We start from the raw sequence: 18884 nt of genomic DNA, 5'->3' as shown, positions 1-18884 counted from the left end.
GGCGTGAACCAGGCCATGCGCTACGCGCTGGTGGTCGGCGGCGCGGTCGTCTCGATCCTGCTGTTCCTGCTTGCCTCGGCCTCGGACAACTCCGGCTTCTTCGACCGCTACTATTCCTGGCTGCTGGGACTGAACGCGACGATCGCGTTCCTGCTGCTGATCCTCGTCGTCGTCGCCCTCGGGCGCCTGTATTCGCGCTACCGGGCCGGACGCTTCGGCTCGCGCCTGATGGCGAGACTGGTCCTGCTGTTCGCCGGGATCGGCATCCTGCCGGGCCTGGTCATCTTCATGGTGTCGGTGCAGTTCGTCTCGCATTCGATCGAATCCTGGTTCGACGTCAAGATCGAGTCGGCCCTGCAGTCCGGCCTGAACCTCGGCCACGCGGCGCTCGACGAGGCGCTGGTCGAACTCTCCGCCAAAGGCCAGACGGTGGCCGCCACCCTGTCGGGCCAGGACGATACCGGCTCCCAGCTCGCGCTGTCGCAGCTGGTCTCCAATACCGAGGGCATGCAAAGCGCGCTCTTGCTCGACGCCAACGGCAAGCTCGTCGCCAGCGCCAGCGAAGACCGGCGTGCCGACCTCACCGCCGACCTGCCGAATCCGCAAATGGTGCGCCAGGCCGCGATGCCGGGCGGTTACGCGCGCGCCGAGGGCGGCATCGAACTCGACTTCCGCGACAATACCAACGGCGGCTCCAGCGCCCTCGACGCCGCCACCGGCCTGCGCCTGCGCGCGGTGCTGGCCGTGCCCGAGCCCCCCGGCGCGCCGCCGCGCTACCTGCAACTGATGCAGACGGTGCCGGTCAACCTGGCCTCGAATGCCGAAGTCCTGCGCAGCGCGTTTTCCGAATACCAGCAGCGCTCGGTGGCGCGCGCGGGCCTGCGCCGGATGTACATCGAGACGCTCACCCTGACCCTGTTGCTGGCCATTTTCGGCGCCATCGGCAGCGCGGTGCTGATCGCCGGGAACCTGGCGGCGCCGCTGCTGGTGCTGGCCGAGGGCACGCAAGCCGTGGCCGAGGGCGACCTCTCGCCGCGCCCGATCGTCGAAACCAACGACGAACTGGGCACGCTGACGCAGTCCTTCAATGCCATGACCGGCCAGCTGTTCGAAGCGCGCAGCGCCGTCGAACGCAATCGGGCCGCGCTGCAAAGCGCCAAGGCCCACCTCGAGTCGGTGCTGGCGAACATGTCGGCCGGCGTGCTGGTGCTGGACGCCGAAGGCACGGTGGTCAATTCGAACGAAGCCGCCTGCCGCATCCTGCAGATGGAGCAGTGCCACCTGGACGGGCCGCTCTCGAAAATCGAGGGCCTGGAAAACTTCGCCGCCACCGTCACCCGCGCGTTCTCGACCCAGAGCGCGCAATCGGCCGCCGGCACCGCGCGCCAGCGCACCCACTGGCAGCAGGAAATCGAGATCCCGCGCCGTGCGGCCGGCGAAGACCACGACACCACGCTGCTGGCGCGCGGCTCACGCCTGCCGGTGGGCGTGGGCAGCGGCTTCATCGTCGTGTTCGACGATATCTCGGACGTGATCTCGGCCCAGCGCTCGGTGGCCTGGGGCGAAGTGGCGCGCCGCCTCGCGCACGAAATCAAGAACCCGCTCACGCCGATCCAGCTCTCGGCCGAACGTTTGCAGATGAAGCTGGAAGGCAAGCTGGAAGCGGCGGATGCCGCGCTGCTGGCGCGCGCGACGACCACCATCGTCAACCAGGTCGACGCCATGAAGCGCATGGTCGACGACTTCCGCGACTATGCGCGCACGCCGCCGGCGGTATTGGAGCCGCTCGACCTGAATGGCCTGATCGGCGAAATCCTGACCTTGTACCTGGCCGAGGATGCCTCCGACATCATCCACGCCACGCTGGCGCCGAAGCTGCCGCGCGTGATGGGCGACCCGACCCAATTGCGCCAGGTGATCCACAACCTGCTGCAGAACGCCCAGGACGCGCTGGCCGACCGCGGACCCGGCGCGCAGGCGCCGCGCATCGACGTCGCCACCGAGATCATCCGCTACACCGGCGCCGACGGCACGGCGGGCGAGGCGGTGCGCCTGGCGATCCTCGATAACGGCCCCGGGTTTGCGCCGAAGATCCTGGCGCGCGCCTTCGAACCGTATGTCACCTCGAAGGCGCGCGGCACCGGTCTCGGCTTGCCGATGGTGAAAAAGATCATCGACGAACACGGTGGCCGCATTGATGTTCAGAACCGTCCAGACGGAAGTGGCGCGTCGGTATTCATTTTGCTGTTAAAGTTAGCACAAGAGGCGAACTTGGCCGAAGTGTAAATCGGGCATAGAATACGCCGGGAAGTAAACTGTTAACTCGGGTGGAGACGGAAGGCAAACGATGGCGAACATACTCGTAGTTGATGATGAAATGGGCATCCGCGAGCTGCTCTCGGAAATCCTGGGAGACGAAGGCCACGCAATCACGCTGGCCGAAAACGCGCAGCAGGCGCGCGAAGCACGGGCCGCCGGCGCGCCCGACCTGGTCCTGCTCGACATCTGGATGCCCGATACCGACGGCGTCACGCTGCTCAAGGAATGGCAGCGCGATGGCTTGCTGACCATGCCGGTCATCATGATGTCGGGCCATGCCACCATCGATACCGCCGTCGAGGCCACCCGCATCGGCGCCCTGAATTTCCTCGAAAAGCCGATCGCCCTGCAAAAGCTGCTCAAAGCGGTGCAGCAGGGCCTGACCCGCGCCCAGGAAGTGGCGCGCGCCCCGGCGCCGCCGCCGCGCCCCGCGATGCCGGCCCCGATCGTCGAAGCGCCGCCGGCGAGCAACCCGATGTTCGCGGCCCAGCCCGTGCCGGCGCCCCTGAACGGCGCACGCGTGGGCGTGATCGGCCACGGCGAAACGCAGGGCTATACGCTCTCGTTCGACCTGCCGCTGCGCGAAGCACGCGATGCTTTCGAGCGCATGTACTTCGAACACCATCTGGGGCGCGAAGGCGGCAGCATGACGCGCGTGGCCGAAAAGACCGGCCTCGAGCGCACCCACCTGTACCGCAAGCTGAAACAGCTCGGCGTCGAACCGGGCAAGCTCGGCAAACGGGGCGGGTAATCGAAAAGGGGCCAGCCGGCCCCCGGATGGCCGTACCCTTCTCATCAGGCTCTTCTTTGCGTCATCCAATTCCTACGGTGCTGGTCACCGGACCTACTGCGGCAATGCGCGAGGCGGCCATCGCCCGCGCCCTTGATGACCCCGCTACGCCCCGTAGCGATGGGGCCGCCGTCATCCTGGAAGGGATTTCCGACGGCAGTCCCGTGCTGGAAAATTCCGACAAACTGCTGATTTCGCGCATCGCGCCCGGTTGCTTGTGCTGCGCGGGAAATCTCGTCATGCGTGTTACATTAAATCGTCTGCTGCGCCAGCGGCCGGCGCGCCTCTTCATCGGCGTTGCCGGCACCGCGCACCTGGATCAGTTGCGATCATGGTTAAGTGGCGCACCATACGATCAACTGCTGGCTCTCACGTCCGACCTGCACTCTTGAAATTGGTCGGGCGAGCCCCACCTCTTCACTGAAGCTGGCCGCCCCCGCCGAGTGGCTAGCAAGATACTGATCGAGAGAAGGAGTCACCATGAACATGATCTACAACAGCGAACAGTACAGCGTGGTCGAATTTGGCGTCGATCGCGACCTCGAAGCCCTGCGCTTCGGCGGTTACGAGATTGTCGACAAAGCCGGCCGGCGCGAAGCGTTCATCGGCGGCAAACTGGCACAATCGTTCCGCCGCGACGTCAACAACCTCATCGCGAGCGAGCCGACCATGGAAGAGATCGACGATTTCCTCGGCTCCTACGACACGATGATGAACCAGCCGGTCGTGCTGCACTAAGCAGCCCGACGCAAGCCTGGAGGACATCCCACCGACGGCCAGGGACACTTAACTGAATGCAGGCGCCGGCGACAGCCGGTGCCGCGTCCGCCCTGCGCCTCGCTCCGCTTCATCACTGCGGCAACATGGTAAGCTCTTCGCCATGTGCCAACTCCTTGCAATGAACTGCAATGTCCCAACCGACATTGTATTTTCCTTCACCGGTTTCGCCCATCGCGGCGGCCGTACCGATACCCATCACGATGGCTGGGGCATCGCCTTCTTCGAGGGCGCCGGCGTGCGTCATTTCGTCGACCACCAGGCTGCCATCGCCTCGCCGATCGCCGAACTGATCAAGCGTTACCCGATCAAGTCGACCAACGTCATCGCCCACATCCGCAAGGCCACGCAAGGCCATGTCGCGCTCGAGAACTGCCATCCCTTCGTGCGCGAGCTGTGGGGCCGCTACTGGGTGTTCGCCCATAACGGCGACCTGAAGGATTTCCAGCCGCAGCTCGACGGCGCCTTCCGCCCGGTCGGCAGCACCGACAGCGAGCTTGCCTTCTGCTTCCTGCTGCAGGAACTGCGGCGCCGTTTCGGCGACAGCCCGCCCGCGCTGCCGGCCTTGCGCGCGGCGCTCGGCGAACTGGTACAGGCTGTCTCGGTTCACGGCAGCTTCAACATGCTGCTTTCGGACGGCACGGCCCTGTTCGCGCACTGTTCGACCAAACTCAGTTACATCGTGCGCCAATATCCCTTCGTGACCGCGCGCCTGTCGGACGAAGACCTGTCGGTCGACTTTTCCCAGGTGACCACGCCCCAGGACCGGGTCGCCATCATCGTCACCGAACCGCTGACGACCAACGAAACCTGGACCGCGTTTGCGCCCGGCGAGCTGCTGGTGTTCGTCGACGGCGCACCCGTTCCCGTCGCTTTTTAGGGCGCGTCTTGCACAATTTTTAGCTTTCCGATATCGCTTTTTGGGAAAAATGATTCCTAAAATCCACTAATTGCCGAGAATGGGGTAGAGTGGGCGGCTTGAACGTGACCACGGGACCGCGATGACCGATACCGCCAGCCTTGACCAGGCATCCCAGCCTTTGCAGCTGCGTAACTTCTACCTGGCGCGCCAGCCGATGCTCGACCGCAACCAGGCCCTGTTTGCGTACGAGCTGCTGTTCCGGAATACGCCCGCCAACAGCGCGGAGATCGACTCCGACCTGTCGGCCACGGCCGGCGTGCTGGCCCATGCGGCACAGCTCGGCCTGCCGCGCGCGGTGGGCGATGCGACCGCCTTCCTGAACGTCGACACCGAAGTCTTGATGAGCGACATCTTCGCCTTCCTGCCGCGCGAGCGCACCGTGCTCGAACTGGTCGGCTCGGTCGAAGCCACCGAACCCGTGCTGTGGCGCCTGGCCGAACTGTCCGGCCACGGTTTCAAATTCGCCGCCGAAGCCAGCGTCCACGGCAGCCGCCTCGGGCGCCTGCTGCCCCTGCTCGATTACGTGAAGGTGAACCTGCGTGCGATGCCGGTGGTGACGATGTTGTCGCTGGTGCCGCGCCTGCGCGGAACCGGAAAACGCCTGATCGCCGAGAAGGTCGAAAGCCAGACCGAATACAAGACCTGCCTCGACCTCGGCTTCGACTACTTCCAGGGCTTTTATTTCGCCCGCCCGTCGGTGATCGCCGGACGCAAGCTGTCGCCCTCGCAGCTGGCCCTCATCGGCCTGATGAATTTGATCGTGTCGGACGCCGACAATATCGAGATCGAACGCGCGATCAAGCGCGACGTCACGCTGTCGATCAATTTGCTGCGCATCGTGAACACGCCCGCGGCCGGACTGCGCCAGCGCATCGATTCGCTGAGCCAGGCGCTGGTCATCGTCGGCCGGCGCCAGCTGCAGCGCTGGCTGCAGATCATGCTGTATGCGGAACCGCGCGTTGATGGACAGCGCCATGGCCACGCGCAGACGCCGCTCCTGATGCTCGCCGGTACCCGTGCCCGCCTGATGGAGCTACTGGCAGGACGCCTGCGCCCGGGCCAGCGCCATGTCGCCGACATGGCCTTCACGGTCGGCATCATGTCGCTTATGGACACGCTGTTCTGCGTGCCGATGGCCGACCTGGTCGAGCAGATCCGGGTGAGCGACGAAGTGTCGAACGCGCTACTGAAACGCAGCGGCTTTTTCGGTGAACTGCTGCGCCTGGCCGAATCGCTGGAACGGATGGAAGAGGGCGAGGACGTGCTGCCGGCGCTGGGCGAACTGGCCGACAACGGCGACGACCTGGTCGAGCTGGAAATGGCGGCTTTCGAGTGGAGCGGGCAGGTGGTACGCAGCGCGCTGTAAGAAACGCTACCGGTGCCGGACTTTGCCGGCGCCCGGCAGCGTTGGAAGATCAGGACTCAGGTGCCGGCCCACTGCTGGTGCAGGTCGGGGTCGGTGCGCAGTTCCCACAGGCCGAGGATCACCGTGGCCAGGCCCACCAGCAGCATGCTGGCGCTCATCGCCTCGTCGGGCATGGTGTTGACCAGCCAGGGAGAGACGGCGACCCAGACCCCGACGATGATGTTCAGGAACACCGCCCAGGCATAGGTCTTGTAGAGATCGAAGGCGGCCAGGGCGCCCATGATGGCGCCTGCGATGAAGGCGTTGATGGCGGGCGGCGAATTGCTCGGATAGCCCATCGCGAAGGGCGACACGATCAGCCAGATTGCGAGCAGCAGGATGCCCTGGTCCTGCCAGCGCCGGCTAGAGAGATGCATGGACATGACGGTCTCCTTCAATAACGGTCCCGTAATAACTTAGACAAGATCGCAGGCAGGAAGTTCCGCGGCACAAGTCCGCCACACACAATCGGGAGTGTCATGGAAGTGCTGCTGGAAGCATCCAACCTGGCCAAGGCCTACGGCGCACGGCGCGCGGTCGACGGCGTGTCGTTCCAGGTAAGGGCCGGGCAAACGCTCGGCCTGATCGGTCCCAACGGCGCCGGCAAGTCGACCACGGTCGGCATGCTGTGCGGCCTGCTTGTTCCCGACGCGGGCAGCGTGCGCGTACGTGGCGAGCCGGTCGGGCCGGGAGCCAGCGCGGCCAAGCGCCGCATCGGCCTGGTGCCGCAGGAGCTGGCGCTCTACGACGATTTGCCGGCCTTCGAAAACCTGATGCTGTTCGGCGCCCTGTATGGCGTGCCGCGCGCCCTGCGCCGCCAACGCGCCACGCGCGTGCTCGAGCAAATCAACCTGCAGGATCGCGCGCGCGACCGGCCCGCGACCTTCTCGGGCGGGATGAAGCGGCGCCTGAACATCGGCGCGGCGCTGATGCACGCGCCCGAACTGCTGGTGCTGGACGAGCCGACCGTCGGCGTCGACCCGCAAAGCCGCAACGCCATCTTCGACATCCTCGAGCGCCTGCGGGCCGAAGGCTGCGCCCTGGTCTACACCAGCCACTACATGGAAGAAGTCGAGCGCCTGGCCGACCATATCGTCGTCATCGACGGCGGCAAGGTACTGGCCGACGACACCCCGCTCGGGCTGCAGCGGCGCCTGCCGTCGCAGGCGGCGCTGCGGGTCGACCTGGCCGGCGAACCGGAGCCGACCCTGCTCGACGGCCTGCGCGCCATGGCCGGGGTGACGGCGGTGCGCCTGGACGGCCTGACGCTGGAAATCGGCCTGCAGGATGCGCACGACGCCTTGCCGGTGATGGGCTGGCTGGAGCGCTCGGGCTGCCGCGTGCTGGGCTTTGCCACGGCGCGCACCCGCCTCGAAGACATCTTCCTCCATCTTACCGGGCGCAGCCTGCGCGACTGACATGACCGCCTTCCTCGCCCTGGTCCGCAAGGACCTGATCCTGTTCCTGCACGACCGCCGCGCGCTGGTCGTGAGCCTGGCGCTGCCGATCATCATCGCCTCCTTCTTCGGCTTCCTGTTCGGCGGCGGCGGCGAGAAGGGGGGCAGCGCCATCGAGATCGCGCTGGTGCTGCAGGACACCAGCAAAGCCGGCGCCGACATCGCGGCCGGCCTGAAGCTCGATCCCAGCCTGGCGGTGGCGCAGATGAGCATCGAGGAAGCACGCGCGGCGGTGCGCACCGGCAAGCGCAAGGCGGCGATCGTGATCCCCGCCGGCTTCGGCGAGGCCGCCGGCGAGGCGCTGTTCGGCGCCGGCATCAAACCGGAGATCGGCCTGCTGTACGACCCGTCGCAGCCGGCCGTGCTGTCGATGGTGAAGGGCATGCTGACCCAGCAGGTGATGCAGGTCGTATCAAACGAGATGTTCGGCGGACCCGGCGGGCGCGAAGCCAACGAGCGCAGCCTGCACGCACTGGAAGCGCAGCCGCAGGATGCCGACACGGTGGCCCTGCGCGGCGTGCTGGAAAGCGTCATCAAGTACCAGGCCTTGCCGCCGAAGGAGGGGGAGGCCGGTATGAAGAAGGCTGGCGCAGGTAAAGCTGGATTAACGATGCCGTTTACGACCCATGACGAGGCCCTGGCCTCCGGCGAGGGGCCGCAAGGCTACAACCCGTTTGCGCATGCGTTCGCGGGCATGGGCGTGCAGTTCCTGCTCTTCATGGGGATCGAGATGGGCACGGCCCTGCTTCACGCGCGCAGCAGCGGCGTCTGGAGCCGCCTGCTGGCCGCGCCGGTCTCGCTCTCGACCGTGCTGCTGGCGCGCGCCGCTTCAAGCGCCCTGATCGCCTTCGGCATCCTGTGCGTGATTTTCCTGTTTGCCGTGCTGGTATTCCAGGTGCACATCGCGAGCCTGGTCGGCTTTGCCGGCGTCGCCTTGTGTTTCGCGCTCGTCGTGGCCAGCTTCGGCGTCCTGATCGCGGCTTTCGGCAAGACACCGGAGGTAGCGCGCAAAATGGCGATGTTCGCCACGCTGCTGATGGTCATGGTCGGCGGCGCCTGGGTGCCTTCCTTCATGTTCCCGGCCTGGCTGCAACAGGCGTCGCTGGCGATACCGACCCGCTGGGCGATCGAAGGTTTCGACGCCGTCACCTGGCGCGGGATGGACCTGGCGGCCGTGTTGCCGGCGATGGGCGCGCAGTTGGGCTTTGCGCTGCTGTTCGCGGCGCTGGCGGTGTGGCGGTTCAGGAAGATGGAAGGGTAGAGCTCGTTGGGTGGGCGCCCCGCGCCCACGCGGTACGCACGTGTCTTCTTTGGGTTGACCGCAAATCATTCAACACGTGGCCGATGCAACATGTGCGAGCGACGTTTCACCGTACGTGACCGGGAGGCGCGTCCGCGACCGCGTGGGCGCGGGGGCGCCCACCCTACGTTTAACGCTTACGACAGGTTCGGCGCCAGGTGGCGCTCGACCTCGGCCTTGTCCATCCCGCGGCGCTTTGCCATGTCGATGACCTGGTCATCCCCAATTTTGCCGACCACGAAATACTTCGACTCCGGGTGCGCCAGGTAGAAGCCCGACACCGCGGCCCCCGGATACATGGCGTAGGACTCGGTCAGCTGCATGCCGATTTCCTCGGCCTGCAAGGTCTCGAACAATTCCTTCTTGACCGTATGCTCCGGGCAGGCCGGGTAGCCCGGCGCCGGACGGATGCCGACGTATTTTTCCGCGATCAGATCCGGATTCGACAAGTCTTCACCCGCCGCATAGCCCCACAGGTCGGTACGCACGCGCTCGTGCAGGTATTCGGCGAAGGCTTCGGCCAGGCGGTCGGCCAGGGCTTTCAGCATGATCGACGAGTAGTCGTCGTGCTCGGCCTCGAAACGCTGTTCGTATTTTTCGATGCCCAGGCCCGCGGTCACCGCAAACATGCCGATGTAGTCCGCCACGCCCGAAGCCTTCGGCGCGATGAAGTCGGACAGGCACTGGTTCGGACGCTGCACACCCTCGACCACGGGTTTGATGCCCTGCTGGCGCAAGCCGTGCCAGGTAAAAGCGACCTTGTCGCGCGTGTCGTCGGTATAGATCTCGATGTCGTCATCGTTCACGCTGTTCGCCGGCAGCAGCGCGATCGCGCCGTTGGCCGTCAGCCAGCGTCCTTCGATGATTTTCTTGAGCAGCGCCTGGCCTTCCTCGAACACTTTCGAGGCCGCTTCGCCAACGACGGCGTCGGTCAGGATGGCAGGGAAGGGCCCGGCCAGGTCCCAGGTCTGGAAGAACGGACCCCAGTCGATGTAGCGCGCCAGCGTGCTCAGTTCCACGTTCTTGAACACGCGGCGGCCGATGAACTTCGGCTTCACCGGCGCGAAGTCGAGCTTGGCCTTGTTGGCGCGTGCGTCGGCGAGGCTGAGCATCGGCAGCGCCTTCTTGTTGGCGTGCTGCTCGCGGATACGCTCGTAGTCGGCCTTGATCTCGGCCATATAGGCGTGGCGCGATTCTTCGGTCAGCAGCGACTGGCCGACCGAGACCGAACGCGAGGCGTCCGGCACGTAGACCACCGGGCCGTCGTAATGTGGCGCGATTTTGACGGCCGTGTGGGCGCGGCTGGTGGTGGCGCCGCCGATCAGGAGCGGAATGCCGCGCTCGCGGAACCACGGGTCGCGCTGCATCTCGCGCGCGACGTGGGCCATCTCTTCCAGCGAAGGCGTGATCAGGCCCGAGAGGCCGACGATGTCCGCATTCTCCGCCTTGGCCTTGGCCAGGATGTCGGAGCAGGGCACCATCACGCCCATGTTCACGATCTCGAAGTTATTACACTGCAGGACCACCGAGACGATGTTCTTGCCGATGTCGTGCACGTCGCCCTTCACGGTCGCCATCACGATCTTGCCCTTCGGTTTGGCGACGATACCGGTGCGCTGCTCTTCGCGCGCCTTTTCTTCCTCGATGAAGGGGATCAGGTGGGCCACGGCCTGTTTCATGACGCGCGCCGACTTCACCACCTGCGGCAGGAACATCTTACCCTGGCCGAAGAGGTCGCCGACGATGTTCATGCCGTCCATCAGCGGGCCTTCGATCACGTGGATCGGGCGTCCCTCGGCTTTCAATACGGCCTGGCGCGCTTCCTCGGTATCCTCGACGATCCACTGCGTGATGCCGTGCACCAGCGCGTGCGCGAGGCGCTTCTCGACCGGGCCATTTCTCCACTCGAGGTTCTGTTCCTGCTTGCCGCCGCCCGCCTTCAGGCTGCCGGCGATCTCGATCATGCGCTCGGTCGCGTCCTCGCGGCGGTTCAGCACCACGTCTTCGACGCGCTCGCGCAGTTCGGCCGGCAGGTCGTCGTAGACGCCGACCATGCCGGCATTCACGATACCCATGGTCATGCCAGCCTGGATCGCGTGGTACAGGAAGACGGTGTGGATCGCCTCCCGCGCCGGGTCGTTGCCGCGGAAGCTGAAGGAGACGTTCGAGACGCCGCCCGAGACCTTCGCATGCGGCAGGTTCTGGCGGATCCAGCGCGTGGCGTTGATGAAATCGACCGCGTAGTTGTTGTGCTCTTCGATGCCGGTGGCGATCGCAAAGATGTTGGGGTCGAAGATGATGTCTTCCGGCGGGAAGCCGACTTGTTCCGTCAGCACCTTGTAGGCGCGCGCGCAGATTTCCGTCTTGCGCTCGAAGGTATCGGCCTGGCCCTGTTCGTCGAAAGCCATCACGATCACGGCCGCGCCGTAGCGGCGGCAGAGGCCCGCCTGGCGAATGAATTCCGCTTCGCCTTCCTTCATCGAAATCGAGTTCACGATGGCCTTGCCCTGCACGCACTTCAGGCCGGCCTCGATCACCGACCACTTCGAGGAGTCGATCATGATCGGCACGCGCGAGATGTCGGGTTCCGAGGCGATCAGGTTGAGGAAGCGCGTCATCGCCGCCTGCGAGTCGAGCATCGCCTCGTCCATGTTGATGTCGATGACCTGGGCGCCGTTCTCGACCTGCTGGCGCGCGACCGATAATGCCTCGTCAAACTGCTCGTTCAGGATCATGCGCGCAAAGGCTTTCGAGCCGGTGACGTTGGTGCGCTCGCCGACGTTCACGAACAGCGAGGACTCGTCGACCGTGAACGGCTCCAGGCCCGACAGGCGCAGCGCGGTCGGGATGTCCGGCACGGCGCGCGGCTTGGCGGTCGAGAGCAATTCGGAAATGGCCGCGATGTGCTCGGGCGTGGTGCCGCAGCAGCCGCCGGCGATGTTCACGAAGCCGGCGTCGGCGAATTCGCGCAGCAGGGCCGAGGTGTCGCTAGGGAGCTCATCGAAACCGGTGTCGCTCATCGGGTTGGGCAGGCCGGCGTTCGGGTAGATGCAGACAAAGGTATCGGCGATCTGCGACAGCTCTTCGGCGTAGGGGCGCATCAGCGCCGCGCCCAGTGCGCAGTTCAGGCCGATGGTGAGCGGCTTCGCGTGGCGCACCGAATTCCAGAAGGCCGGCACGGTCTGGCCAGACAGGATGCGGCCCGAGGCGTCGGTGACGGTGCCCGAAATCATGATCGGTTTGCGCACCTGCTCCGGGTGCTCGTCGAAATACAGGTCGATCGCGAACAGCGCCGCCTTGCAGTTCAGGGTATCGAAAATCGTCTCGACCAGCAGCACGTCGACGCCGCCGTCGACCAGGCCGCGCACCTGCTCGTGGTAGCTGGCGACCAGCTGGTCAAACGTGACATTACGTGCCGCCGGATCGTTGACGTCGGGCGAGATCGACGCGGTCTTCGGGGTCGGGCCGAGGGCGCCGGCGACGAAGCGCGGCTTGTCGGCACTGGTGTACTTGTCGCAGGCGGCGCGCGCCAGTTTGGCGCTTTCGACGTTCATCTCATAGGCCAGGTGGCCCATGTGGTAATCGTCCTGGGCGACGCTGGTGGCGCCGAAGGTATTCGTCTCGATCAGGTCGGCACCGGCGGCAAGATAGCGCTCGTGGATTTCCTGGATCACCTGCGGCTGGGTCAGCGACAACAGCTCATTGTTACCCTTCACGAAGAGTTCGCGCGCGCCGCTGTCGGCCGGTGCGGCGAAGCCGGCGAAGCGGCCGTTCGGCCCGCCCCGGTATGCGACCTCATCCAGTTTGTACTGCTGGATGATGGTGCCCATGGCGCCGTCCAGGATCATGATGCGGCGCGACAGGATTGCGCGCAGCTGGGTTTCGATCGGGGATGGGGTCGTGGTCGGGGCAGTCATGGGTCACTTTCTGGATGCGTGCAGGATAGATAGGGAAGCGCTTGCACGGTTGGGGCGGTCTGAAATTATACGTCAATGCCGCGTCTTCCCGCCCTGGCCGGCCCGGTGGGACGCAGATTGTATCGTTATGTGTTTATGCATCCCCTTGTTACACGACGTTACAAAACCCGGCCGTTTCGCAATTTTACGGATACATACAGCGACGACAATAAATATAGGCCATGAAGGACGTGGCACGTATTAACACGGGATGAATAGCATGAACAAAGAGTACGAACCCGATTGGGACCAGCCTTCGCTGCACAGCCACGCGGTGGCAGCAGAGCTAAAAGTAGCCCCGGCAACGCCAGCAAGCGCCAAGCAGATCGTCACGATCCGCCTCGACGTCGACATGCTGGACTGGTTCAAGGCAGCCGGTCCAGGTTACCAGACCCGCATCAACCAGGTCCTGCGTGAGCATATGGATGCCCAGCGCGCACTGGAAGCCGGCGGTAATTAAGTAGCGTTCATCGTTGCAGCGCGCCCCGAGTGGGCGCGTTTTCGTTTGTGGGTTGGTAGGGTGGGCGCCCCGTGCCCACGCGGAACGATGAGCAGACGCTACATCATTGCGTCCAAGAAGGTCGAGCGGCATGAGCGGTCGACCAGGCGCCAACGCGGGCGCATGATGTCGTGTGGGCACGGGGCGCCCACCCTACGACACCTAGGCGAACGCCATGCCCTGCAGCGGAAAACTCTTCAGGAATTCCCCTGCCGCCAAGCGCTTGCCGCCCGGCTTTTGCAGCTGCAACAGGCGCAGCGCACCGTCCCCGCAAGCGACCACGATGCCTTGCGCATCGGCAGCCAACACTTGCCCTGGCTGACCGCTTCCTTCAGCCAGTTCCGCATTCCAGATCTTGACCGCCGTCCCGTTCACCGTGCCTTGCGCACCAGGAAACGGATTGAAGGCACGCACCTTGCGCCACACCTCGACCGCAGGCAAGGCGAAGTCGAGCTTCGCTTCGTCCTTGCTGATCTTGGCCGCATAGGTCACGCCTTCCTCCGGCTGCGGCGTGCTCGGCAACTCGCCGCGTTCCAACCGGCGCAGCGCCTCGACGATCATCGATGCCCCAAGCGCGGCCAGCTTGTCATGCAGGCTGCCCGTCGTATCGGCATCCCCGATCGCAACGCGCTCGATCAGCATCATCGGACCCGTATCGAGCCCTTCTTCCATGCCCATGATCGTCACGCCCGTCTCGAGATCGCCGCTTTCGATCGCGCGGTGGATCGGCGCGGCGCCTCGCCAGCGCGGCAACAGTGAACCGTGGATGTTGATGCAGGGCGCGATGTCGAGCGTGCTGCGCGGCAGGATCAGGCCGTAGGCCGCGACCACCATCACGTCGTAGTCGAGCGCGAGCAGGCGTTCGTGGGCGGCCTGCGCCTCGAGCGCGCGTTGCGGATCCTTGCTGTCGGTGCGCAGCGACAAGGGCTGCAGCACCTCGATGCCGTGTTCCAGCGCGACCTGTTTGACTGCGGAGGCCTGCAGCTGCATGCCGCGCCCGGCCGGGCGGTCGGGCTGGGTCAGCACGAGCGGAATGCTGAAACCGGCATCGACCAGGGCGCGCAGGGCGCAAGCGGCAAACTCCGGCGTGCCGGCGAAGACGACTTTCATCGGCGCCGCCTTAATAGCGGCGGCCTGCGGCTTTCAGGGCCGCTTCGCGCTCCATGCCGCGCTCTTCCTTCTGCAGCTTGGCCTTGATGCGGTTGCGTTTCAAAGGCGACAGGTATTCCACGAAGACCTTGCCCATCAGGTGGTCCATCTCGTGCTGGATGCAGACGGCCAGCAAGCCTTCGCAGTCGAGCTCGAAGAACTCGCCCTTTGCATCCTGGGCGCGCACCTTCACTTGCGCCGGGCGCTCGACGCCGTCGTAGACGTTCGGCACCGACAGGCAGCCTTCGTCGTAGACCTGCTTTTCCTCGCTGGCCCAGGTGATTTCGGGATTGACGAAGACCAGCAGCGCGTCGTGCGTCTCGGAGGTGTCGATCACGACCACGCGCTCGTGCACGTCGACCTGGGTCGCGGCGAGGCCGACGCCCGGTGCGTCGTACATGGTCTCGGCCATGTCGGCCACCAGCTTTTCGAGGCGCTCGCCAAATTCGGTAACGGGCGCGGCGATCTTGTGCAGGCGGGGATCGGGATAGCGCAGGATGTTCAGGAGGGCCATATCAGCGTGTTAGTAATAGTTATATTAAATATCATGGGGGACGGGCGGCAGGTCGGGGCGTAGGAGCAGGAATGCAACACATCGCCGGGGGAGCAGGACGCGGTTTGTCTTGCTAGTTCAAGGATTTGTGTGCAGAATTTGATTCAGTTGGGCAACTCTTCCTGATCCGCCCGCGCGCTCTGGAGTGCAAGCCTTCCGTCCCTTGCGCCGTGGCTGGCCGAGTGATGGGCGCAGCCAGCAATTCCGTTGTCAATGCCGCACTTTACGGACGTCTTCAATGAAAAATTTTAGCACAGTCGTGACCCGCGCTGCAGCCGCCGCGCTCGTCGCGTGTGTTGTGGCCGGCCCTGTCCAGGCTGCCGAATGCAGCTTCAAACCGAATGCCCCCGATCAGCATCGCGTCGTCAAGGGCGATACCCTGTGGGATATTTCTGGCGACTTCCTCGAGCACCCCTGGTGCTGGCCCCAGGTCTGGGGCATGAACCGGGAAGAAATCCGCAACCCGCACTGGATCTATCCGGGCCAGATCGTGTATTTCGACCGCGCACGCGGCCGCCTGTCGCTCACCAAACCGGGCAGCGAAGGCGACGGCAGCGACGCGCCCGTGCTGCGCCTGTCGCCGCAAGTGCGCAGCGAAGGCCTGGAACGCGGTGCGATCGACGCGATTCCCGCCGGCGTCATCGAACCCTACCTGACCCAGCCGCTCGTGGTCGAGAAAAATGCACTGGCCAGCGCGCCGCGCATCGCCGCCTCGCAGGAAGGCCACCTCTACCTGGGCAGCGGCGATCGCGTCTACGTACGCGGCAATCTGGAAGGCGCCACCGAATTCCAGGTGTTCCGTCCGGGCACGCCGCTGAAGGACCCGCAAACCGGCGCCGTGCTCGCGCACGAGGCCGCTTATGTCGGTACCGTGAAACTGGTCAAGGCGGCCGCGCCCGGCGTCGACGTGCATACGATGACTGTGTCGAGTTCGGTGAGCGAGATGGGTGTCGGCGACCGCCTGATGCCGGCGCCGCCGCCAGCCGTGCGCAACTATGTGCCGCATGCGCCCGCAAGCCTCATCGATGCGCGCGTGATGTCGATTTATTCGGGCGTGAGCTATGCCGGACAGAGCCAGGTCGTTACTGTCAACCGTGGTTCGATTGACGGACTCGATGTCGGCTCGGTACTGCAGCTCTATCATCTCGGGAAGACGGTGGCCGATCCGGAAGGGCGCACAGGTTTCCTCGGAATCGGCCGCGCGAAAATGCATCTTCCCGATGAACAGTACGGCAGCCTGTTCATCTTCCGAGTGTTCGGGCGCGTGTCCTACGGCCTGATCATGCAAGTGACGGCGCCGGTGGAAGTCGGCGACGTGGCGAAATCACCGGAGTAAATCCACCGTGCAGGACACGGACCCCATCCCCGCCAGCCGCATTGCTTCACGCGTTACGCAACTCACCGACTGGCTGCGCCTCGAGGGCGCGCGCGGGGTGGGGTTGCGCACCGCGCACCTGCTGTTGCAAGCCTTCGGTTCGCCGCGCGCCATTTTTGACGCCGGCCACGCGGCGCTGGCCGAACACGCCGGCCCCGCACTGGCGCGCATCCTCTGCGCGCCGCCTTCCCGCGCCACGTGTGAGCTGATCGACACCACGCTCGCCTGGCTCGAAGCACCGTCGCACCAGGTGCTGGCGCTGGGCGATGCCGCCTATCCGCAAGCGCTCGCCAACATTCCCGATCCGCCACTGCTGCTCTATATAAGAGGCCGCATCGACCTGCTCGCGCGCCCGGCGCTGGCGATCGTCGGCAGCCGCAATGCCACCGTGCAGGGCAAGGCGAACGCCAGCGCTTTCGCCGGCGCGCTGTCCGGGGCCGGCGTGTGCGTAGTGTCCGGACTCGCGCTCGGCATTGATGCCGCCGCGCATGAAGGCGCCTTGCGCGGCGCAGGCTCCACGATCGCCGTGGTCGGCACCGGCGCCGACTTGTTCTATCCGGCGCGCAACCGGGCGCTCGCGGAGCGCATTGCCGGCGAAGCTTGCATCGTCAGCGAATACGCGCTCGGCACGCCGCCGGCCAGCGGCAATTTTCCGCGGCGTAATCGGATCATCAGCGGCTTGTCTTCCGGCGTGCTCGTGATCGAAGCGGCGGCGCAATCCGGTTCCCTCATCACCGCGCGCGTCGCCGCCGAGCAGGGGCGAGACGTATTCGCCTTGCCAGGTTCGATCCACGCGCCGCTCGCCAAGGGTTGCCACAAGCTGATACGCGATGGCGCGCGTCTTGTCGAAACGGTCGATGAAATAGTCGAAGCGATGCGGCTGTCGCCACTCTCGGCGCCGTCCGCAGAGGCTGCCTGTGCACAGGCCTTGCCGACCGAATCGGACTGCACCGGCCTGCTCGCGCAACTCGGACACGAAGCGCTCGGTGTCGACGATTTGCTGGAACGTCTCGGCACCAGTATCGGTCAATTGAGCATGGGTTTATTGGCACTCGAAATGGCCGGCATGATCGAGCGTCTTCCAGGAGGAAAAGTGCAACGCGTTTATGTTTAATTCACGCTGGGTAGAAGCTTGAAAAGACGCATCATCTCGGACATTACTTACAAGCCTATATGAACCGATAAGGCCGAAAAACGACGGTTTTTGTTCGCCGGATGCGCACACACGCAGCAAGCTTGTACCTGTACGAGCTTAACTGCTACAGTAGCGTCACTATGTTCGACATCCTGGTCTACCTCTACGAGACGTACTATCGTCCCGAAGCCTGCCCCGAGCCGGCTGCATTGGCACGCAAACTCTCCGCCGTCGGCTTCGACGACTTCGAGATATGCGAGGCCATCGATTGGCTTACGGGTCTTACTGAAATGGCGGGCGAAGAGCTGGCCGACGTGGTCGCCTCTACCGGCACGCGTTACTACGTGGACGAGGAATATAACGAGCTCGGCAGTGCCGCGATCGGTTTTATCCAGTTCCTCGAAAGTGCCAAGCTGCTCACGCCCTTGCAACGCGAAATCGTCATCGAGCGCGCACTCGCAGTGGACGAATCGCCCGTCACCCTGAGCAAGCTGAAGATCATCGTGCTGATGATGATGTGGAGCCAGAACAAGGAACCGGACGCCCTGATCTTCGACGATCTGTTCGGCTCCGACGACGAACAGATTCCGCGACAACTGCACTGAGCGATTGCCCAAGCACGCACTCACATTTCAGCAAGAAAAAAACTCCCGCACTGCGGGAGTTTTTGTTTTTACGACACTGCTCGTGAAACCGAGACAGCTTGTTTCACTTCCGCGCAAGCTCAGCGCTTCTTGTCCGTCCCCGCCAGCCCCGAACCGGAATCCGCCCCTGGCTGCTCCGGATGCCCGCGTCCGCCAGACCCGGCGCCGCCCGATTGCAGCGAGCCCGGCGCCATGCCTGACTCTTTCGAACCGGCATGCTGTTTCTGCTCCAGCCCGCCTGCGCCCGACTGTTGGGATGTGCCGAGCCGGTCCGCTTCCGCCGCCGCCTGCATGCGCTGGGCCTGCTGGCGCGCGCTGCGTCCGCCCGTCTGCGAACCCGGGCCGCCGCGCGATCCGGCGTCCGTGCCCTGCATGGCGCCGGAGCCCGGCGCCGACTGGCGGTTGCCGGCGCCGGAACCGGGCGATTTGCCTTGCTGGCTCTCCGGCGCCACCGGCACCATCTTCTCGCGCCGCACGCTACGGCCGTGCTCGTTCACCATGCCCTTGTGTTTGTCGCTCATGGTCGATCCTCCTTCAACGGCGCGTGAGGCGCCAACAGGGCCGATGATGCGCGCGGCGCCGCTTCGCTTGTATCGGAATGCC

17 protein-coding genes are annotated in these 18884 nt (G+C 65.0%); 12 read left to right on the top strand and 5 right to left on the bottom strand.

All coding sequences use genetic code 11. From position 1 onward, the window contains the following. The first annotated feature begins 3 nt into the window (after positions 1 to 3). The 6 genes from AC1MEM_RS00180 to AC1MEM_RS00155 all read left to right on the top strand — a co-directional run bounded on the left by AC1MEM_RS00180 (position 4) and on the right by AC1MEM_RS00155 (position 6174). Positions 4 to 2286, top strand: a complete 2283-nt coding sequence (locus tag AC1MEM_RS00180; RefSeq protein WP_499474700.1) for a sensor histidine kinase — start codon at positions 4 to 6, stop codon at positions 2284 to 2286. A gap of 61 nt (positions 2287 to 2347) precedes the next feature. Further along, positions 2348 to 3070, top strand: coding sequence for a response regulator (locus tag AC1MEM_RS00175; protein ID WP_499474699.1), 723 nt, complete (start codon positions 2348 to 2350; stop codon positions 3068 to 3070). A gap of 26 nt (positions 3071 to 3096) precedes the next feature. Continuing rightward, complete coding sequence (locus tag AC1MEM_RS00170) at positions 3097 to 3501, top strand: GTP-binding protein (protein ID WP_499474698.1); 405 nt, start codon at positions 3097 to 3099, stop codon at positions 3499 to 3501. 88 nt (positions 3502 to 3589) lie between these two features. Next, the gene (locus tag AC1MEM_RS00165; protein ID WP_192053224.1) at positions 3590 to 3847 is read left to right on the top strand and encodes a BTH_I0359 family protein; all 258 of its coding nucleotides are present in this window, start codon (positions 3590 to 3592) and stop codon (positions 3845 to 3847) included. Between the two features lie 142 nt (positions 3848 to 3989). After that, on the top strand, positions 3990 to 4766 hold the full coding sequence (locus AC1MEM_RS00160; RefSeq protein ID WP_499474697.1) for a class II glutamine amidotransferase: 777 nt from the start codon (positions 3990 to 3992) through the stop codon (positions 4764 to 4766). Between the two features lie 121 nt (positions 4767 to 4887). Continuing rightward, positions 4888 to 6174, top strand: coding sequence for an EAL and HDOD domain-containing protein (locus AC1MEM_RS00155; protein WP_499474696.1), 1287 nt, complete (start codon positions 4888 to 4890; stop codon positions 6172 to 6174). A gap of 56 nt (positions 6175 to 6230) precedes the next feature. On the opposite strand, the gene AC1MEM_RS00150 is transcribed toward AC1MEM_RS00155, so the two are convergent. Next, positions 6231 to 6596, bottom strand: coding sequence for an SPW repeat protein (locus tag AC1MEM_RS00150; RefSeq protein WP_499474695.1), 366 nt, complete (start codon positions 6594 to 6596; stop codon positions 6231 to 6233). 96 nt (positions 6597 to 6692) lie between these two features. Between AC1MEM_RS00150 and AC1MEM_RS00145 the strand changes: the two genes are divergently transcribed. Together AC1MEM_RS00145 and AC1MEM_RS00140 are read left to right on the top strand one after the other, a co-directional pair. Continuing rightward, positions 6693 to 7631 (top strand): ABC transporter ATP-binding protein, encoded by a 939-nt coding sequence (locus tag AC1MEM_RS00145; RefSeq protein ID WP_499474694.1) that lies wholly within the window; start codon positions 6693 to 6695, stop codon positions 7629 to 7631. A 1-nt stretch (position 7632) separates the two neighbouring features. Further along, positions 7633 to 8931: an ABC transporter permease gene (locus AC1MEM_RS00140; RefSeq protein ID WP_499474693.1), complete on the top strand. Its 1299-nt coding sequence runs from the start codon at positions 7633 to 7635 to the stop codon at positions 8929 to 8931. A gap of 176 nt (positions 8932 to 9107) precedes the next feature. Here the strand turns inward: AC1MEM_RS00140 and metH are convergent, their stop codons facing one another. Continuing rightward, positions 9108 to 12887, bottom strand: coding sequence for a methionine synthase (metH, locus tag AC1MEM_RS00135; RefSeq protein WP_499474692.1), 3780 nt, complete (start codon positions 12885 to 12887; stop codon positions 9108 to 9110). Positions 12888 to 13146: 259 nt separating this feature from the next. On the opposite strand from metH, the gene AC1MEM_RS00130 reads away from it, so the two are divergent. Further along, positions 13147 to 13386 carry a BrnA antitoxin family protein gene (locus tag AC1MEM_RS00130; protein WP_499474691.1) on the top strand — a complete coding sequence of 80 codons (240 nt, stop codon included), beginning with the start codon at positions 13147 to 13149 and terminating at the stop codon, positions 13384 to 13386. A 201-nt stretch (positions 13387 to 13587) separates the two neighbouring features. Here AC1MEM_RS00130 and fmt read toward each other — a convergent pair whose 3' ends face one another. Then, a complete protein-coding gene (gene fmt / locus AC1MEM_RS00125) occupies positions 13588 to 14535 on the bottom strand; it encodes a methionyl-tRNA formyltransferase (protein ID WP_499474690.1) in 948 nt (315 codons plus the stop codon). 10 nt (positions 14536 to 14545) lie between these two features. Further along, on the bottom strand, positions 14546 to 15088 hold the full coding sequence (gene def, locus AC1MEM_RS00120) for a peptide deformylase (protein WP_499474689.1): 543 nt from the start codon (positions 15086 to 15088) through the stop codon (positions 14546 to 14548). Between the two features lie 277 nt (positions 15089 to 15365). Here def and AC1MEM_RS00115 point away from each other — a divergent pair, with 277 nt between their 5' ends. The 3 genes from AC1MEM_RS00115 (at position 15366) to AC1MEM_RS00105 (ending at position 18242) form a co-directional block, all read left to right on the top strand. Further along, positions 15366 to 16463, top strand: a complete 1098-nt coding sequence (locus AC1MEM_RS00115; RefSeq protein WP_499474688.1) for a LysM peptidoglycan-binding domain-containing protein — start codon at positions 15366 to 15368, stop codon at positions 16461 to 16463. 7 nt (positions 16464 to 16470) lie between these two features. Further along, on the top strand, positions 16471 to 17616 hold the full coding sequence (gene dprA / locus AC1MEM_RS00110) for a DNA-processing protein DprA (protein WP_499474687.1): 1146 nt from the start codon (positions 16471 to 16473) through the stop codon (positions 17614 to 17616). 161 nt (positions 17617 to 17777) lie between these two features. Then, positions 17778 to 18242 (top strand): Smg family protein, encoded by a 465-nt coding sequence (locus AC1MEM_RS00105; protein WP_136223162.1) that lies wholly within the window; start codon positions 17778 to 17780, stop codon positions 18240 to 18242. 119 nt (positions 18243 to 18361) lie between these two features. Here the strand turns inward: AC1MEM_RS00105 and AC1MEM_RS00100 are convergent, their stop codons facing one another. Continuing rightward, positions 18362 to 18802 carry a hypothetical protein gene (locus AC1MEM_RS00100; RefSeq protein WP_499474686.1) on the bottom strand — a complete coding sequence of 147 codons (441 nt, stop codon included), beginning with the start codon at positions 18800 to 18802 and terminating at the stop codon, positions 18362 to 18364. Positions 18803 to 18884 lie beyond the last annotated feature (82 nt).

It is taken from the genome of Telluria sp. AIW5 (genome assembly GCF_056680575.1).
This window is presented reverse-complemented; position numbering and strand designations above follow the sequence as displayed.